The 4,652-nt window shown below is 73.4% G+C and carries 2 protein-coding genes; one reads left to right on the top strand and one right to left on the bottom strand.

Translation table 11 applies throughout. From position 1 onward, the window contains the following. Positions 1–155: 155 nt before the first annotated feature. Positions 156–1,580 (bottom strand): CCA tRNA nucleotidyltransferase, encoded by a 1,425-nt coding sequence (locus tag ACFU6K_RS31965; RefSeq protein WP_117491838.1) that lies wholly within the window; start codon positions 1,578–1,580, stop codon positions 156–158. Positions 1,581–1,947: 367 nt separating this feature from the next. On the opposite strand from ACFU6K_RS31965, the gene ACFU6K_RS31960 reads away from it, so the two are divergent. Next, positions 1,948–4,479: a DUF6049 family protein gene (locus tag ACFU6K_RS31960; RefSeq protein WP_380668964.1), complete on the top strand. Its 2,532-nt coding sequence runs from the start codon at positions 1,948–1,950 to the stop codon at positions 4,477–4,479. Positions 4,480–4,652: the final 173 nt, after the last annotated feature.

Genomic DNA, 4,652 nt, shown 5'->3' with positions numbered 1-4,652 from the left:
GCCCTCCAGGACACCAACGACCACTTCCTCGCCAACATCCAGCGCAACGGCTCCTATTCGATCGGCCGGGGCCACCCCTCTCGTCGTGTCCGGAGCTCCCGTCCTGCCCGGAGCTCCCGTGGTGTCCGGAGCTCCCGTGGTGTCCGGAGCCGGGCTCAGCCCTGCTGCTCGGCCCACCAGGCCCGCAGCGCCCCGACCGCCTCGTCGTGCTCCATCGGGCCGTGCTCCAGCCGGAGTTCGAGCATGTGCTTGTACGCCTTGCCGACCTGCGGGCCGGGCTTGAGGCCGAGCAGCTCCATGATCTGGTTGCCGTCCAGCGCCGGGCGGACGGCGTCCAGCTGCTCCTGCTCCTTCAGCTCGCCGATCCGGGTCTCCAGGCCGTCGTAGGTGCGGGAGAGCGCGGCCGCCTTCTTCTTGTTGCGGGTGGTGCAGTCGGAGCGGGTCAGCTTGTGCAGGCGCTCCAGCAGCGGCCCGGCGTCGGTGATGTAGCGGCGCACCGCGGAGTCGGTCCACTCTCCGCCGCCGTAGCCGTGGAAGCGCAGGTGCAGCTCGACCAGGCGCGAGACGTCCTCGGTGAGCTCCTTGGAGTACTTGAGCTCGCGCATCCGCTTGCGGGTCATCTTGGCGCCGACCACCTCGTGGTGGTGGAAGGAGACCCGGCCGTCCGACTCGAAGCGGCGGGTGCGCGGCTTGCCGATGTCGTGCAGCAGCGCGGCCAGCCGCAGGGTGAGGTCCGGGCCGTCCTGCTCCAGGTCGATGGCCTGCTCCAGGACGGTCAGCGAGTGCTCGTAGACGTCCTTGTGGCGGTGGTGCTCGTCCCGCTCCAGCCGCAGCGCGGGCAGCTCGGGCAGCACGTACCCGGCCAGGCCGGTGTCGACCAGCAGCCGCAGGCCCTTCACCGGGTGCTTGGCCAGCAGCAGCTTGTTCAGCTCGGCCTGGATCCGCTCGGCGGAGACGATGGTGAGCCGCTCGGCCATCGCGGTCATCGCGGCGACCACCTCGGGCGCCGGGTCGAAGTCCAGCTGGGCGGCGAAGCGGGCGGCCCGCATCATCCGCAGCGGGTCGTCGGAGAAGGACTCCTCGGGGGTGGCGGGGGTGCGCAGCACCCGGGCCTCCAGGTCCTCCAGGCCGTGGTGCGGGTCGACGAAGCCGCGGCCGGGCAGGTCGACGGCCATCGCGTTGACCGTGAAGTCCCGGCGGACCAGGTCCTCCCCGATGGTGTCGCCGTAGCTGACCTCGGGCTTGCGCGAGGTGCGGTCGTACGCCTCGGAGCGGTAGGTGGTGATCTCGATCAGGAAGGAGCCCTCGGGGGTGTCCTTGCGGGCGCCGACCGTGCCGAAGGCGATGCCGACGTCCCAGACCGCGTCCGCCCAGCCCTTGACCAGCTTGAGCACCTGCTGCGGACGGGCGTCGGTGGTGAAGTCCAGGTCGTTGCCGAGCCGGCCGAGCAGCGCGTCCCGGACGGACCCGCCGACCAGCGCCAGCCGGTGACCGGCCGCCTGGAACCGGCGGGCGATCTCGTCGGCGACCGGCGACACCCGCAGCAGCTCTTGGAGGCCGAGCGTCTGGGCCTCGCTCAGCCCTGGGACGACCTGGACGGCGGTGCTGGAACGGTCGGTGCGCGCGGTGGGCTCATTGGCAGTGGACACGGCTCACAAGGGTACGTGCCCCGACAGGTCAACCGCCCGCGCGTTCTGGGCGTCTCACCCCACAGCCCGCAACACTGCGCCGCGGGCTGCATCGTTACCATGCCGGTGGACGAGTCTCGGGCACCGGACAGGGGATGCGGTGCCGCGCGCCGCCGCCGTCCGCGGGATCCCCGTGGCAGCGGTGCGGCGACGGCGTCGGGCGAAGAGTTCCAAGAGAGTCAAGCGAAGACCGTCGGGCGGACCGCGCCGGACGGACAGCATCAGCAGCGAACGATCGAGAACGGCGAGGGCGAAGCGAGTGAGTGAGCCGGCACGGCACTCGGGCCTGGGGGCGCACCGACAGCCTGGACGGGCCGAGCGCCCCGCCGGGGGGCGCCATCCGGCCCGCCGGGCGCGCCGTGCGGGCCTGCGCCTGGCCGCCGCCTGCGCGGCCGCCCTGACCCTCTTCACGGCCTCCCCGGCCGGTGCGCTGCCCGCCGGCGGCAACGTCCGGCCGGCCGGCGACTCCACCGCCACGGCCGAGTACCCGGTGGTGATGACCATCGACACGCTGAACCCGCAGGTGGCCGCCCCGGGCGGGATCGTGACGATCACCGGGCAGGTCACCAACGCCGGCAAGTCGGCGATCAAGGGCGCCCACGCGGCCGTCCGCAAGCCGTACTCCGGCAAACCGCTGGACCGGCGCAGCGACCTGGCCAACGTGGCCGACCGCTCCACGCCGGACAGCAAGGACGGCGTGGAGCTGGACAGCCCGCAGTACGCCCTGCCGGAGCTGAACCCGGGGCAGAGCCAGCCGTACACCCTGAGCGTCGCGGTGAGCGACCTCGGGTTCTCCGCGAGCGGCGCGTACGAGCTCGCGGTGGACGCCTGGGGCGGGACCGCCGACAACCCGCGCGACCGCGCCCTGGGCATCGCCCGGACCTTCCTGCCGTACAACCCGGGCGGCGCCGAGGCGCAGCCGACGAAGGTCGCCACGATCTGGCCGCTGGTGCACGCCCCGGTGCTGGCCGCCCAGACCACCGCCGACAACAGCGACCAGCCGACCCCGGTGCTGCGCGACGACAGCCTGGCCGCCGAGTTCGCCCCGGGCGGCCGGCTGTACGAGCTGGTCGACACCGGCGCCAGGCTGAACGGCCTGACCTGGGTGATCGACCCGGATCTGCTGGACGCCGCGCTCGCGATGACCAAGCCCTACCGGGTGCAGAAGCCGGGCACCGAGGGGGCGGGCAAGTCCGCCAAGGACGACAACACCGTCCAGGTCCCCGCCTCGGCCGCAGCCGTCGCCTGGCTGGACAAGCTGCGGGCCGCCGTCGCCAAGCCGGGCAGCCAGGTGGTCTCGCTGCCGTACGCCGACCCGGACCTCGCCTCGATCGCCCACAACGGCTCCGACCTGGCCGGGATGACCACCGCGCTGAGCAAGGCGTCCACCGCCGGCCGGCTGACCGTCGAGGGCCGGCTCGCCGTGGACACCCGCTCGGACGTCGCCTGGCCGTACCGGGGCTTCCTGGACCAGCAGATCGCCGCCCTCGCCCAGCAGTCGGGCAACGGGCTGGTGCTGGTCGACGGCGCGAGCATGCCGGAGCCGGACTCGCTCACCTACACCCCGACCGCGGTCCGTCCGATCGGCAACGGGCAGAGCGCGGTGGTCGCCGACGAGACCGTCTCCGCGCTCTTCGACAAGGACCTGAGTAGCCCGCAGGCGCAGACCGACGCCACCCAGCGCTTCCTCGCCGAGACCTTCGCGATCACCCACGAGCAGCCGCAGAACCAGCGCGGGCTGCTGGTCCTGCCGCCGCGCGAGCTGAGCGCCGCCGGTGCCAAGGCGCTGGCGAACGCCCTCCAGACGGCGGACGGCAAGTGGATCTCCTCGGTCAAGCTGGACGCGGTGGCCCAGTCCGCGGCCGATCCGAAGGCCAACACCGCCGTCCCGGCGCCCACCGACTACCCGACCCAGATCCGCGCCTCGGAGCTGCCGGCGGCCGACCTGAGCCGCACCGACGACATCCAGCACGACCTGGACACCCTGATGCGGGTGCTCACCCTGCCGCAGCGGGTGCGCGGCCCGTTCAGCGCCGCGATGGCCCGCTCGCTGTCCACCGAGTGGCGCAGCCAGCCGCCGGCCGGGAGCACCTACCGGGCCGGCGTCACGGGGTACCTGAAGGAGCTGACCAAGGCCGTCCAGGTGCCGAGGAAGAACGTGGTCACCCTGGCCGGCGAGTCCGGTCTGCTCCAGGTCAGCGTCCGCAACGACCTGACCCAGACGGTCACCAACCTGAAGCTGGTGCTCACCTCGGCCCAGCCGAACAGGCTGCGGGTGAGCAAGGAGGAGGAGCTGGTCCTCCCGCCCTCGCAGAGCGTGACCCTGCGCTTCAACGCCGAGGCGCACAACAACGGGCCGGTCGCGATGACCGCCCAGCTGTGGACCACCGGCCCCGACTCCCGGCCGTACGGCGAGGCGCAGAAGTTCACCGTGGAGGTCACCTCGGTGACCAACGGCGTGCTGTACGTCTTCGCGGGCGCCGGGGTCCTGCTGCTGCTGGCCGCGCTGCGCTTCGTGCGCCAGCGCAAGCGCCTCGGCGGGCAGCCGCACGAGGACGGCGACCAGCCGGTCGGCGACGCCCCGCTCGGCGACGCCCCGGCCGCGGGCGGCACCGGAGCGGCGGAGCCCGCCCCGCGGGCCCCGGCGGAGGACGCCGCACAGGGGGCCCCGGCACCGGAGAGGACCGGCGGGACGGACGGCACCCCTGGTGACGGTCCCGCGCAGACACCGCGTGGCAGCAGCCCGGATGGCCGGGATCGGGCCGCCGGTGATGAGAAGGTTGGTCCTTGATACCGCCGACCCCCCGCACCGCCGGGCCGGCCTCCCCCCACGACAGCGAAGAGGTGACATGACCGGGCGCAGCGAGGAGCGGCCGTCGGGCCGCGGTGAGAGCCGGCCGGGCGCCGAGTCGCCGTCCGGCGACTGGTACGTGGCCGACACCTACGCCCAGGACCCGTACGCGG

Origin of the sequence: Kitasatospora sp. NPDC057512 (assembly GCF_042802135.1) — a bacterium.
GTDB lineage: Bacteria > Actinomycetota > Actinomycetes > Streptomycetales > Streptomycetaceae > Kitasatospora.
Note: the sequence above shows the minus strand (reverse complement) of the source record. Positions and strands in the feature narration are given on the sequence as shown.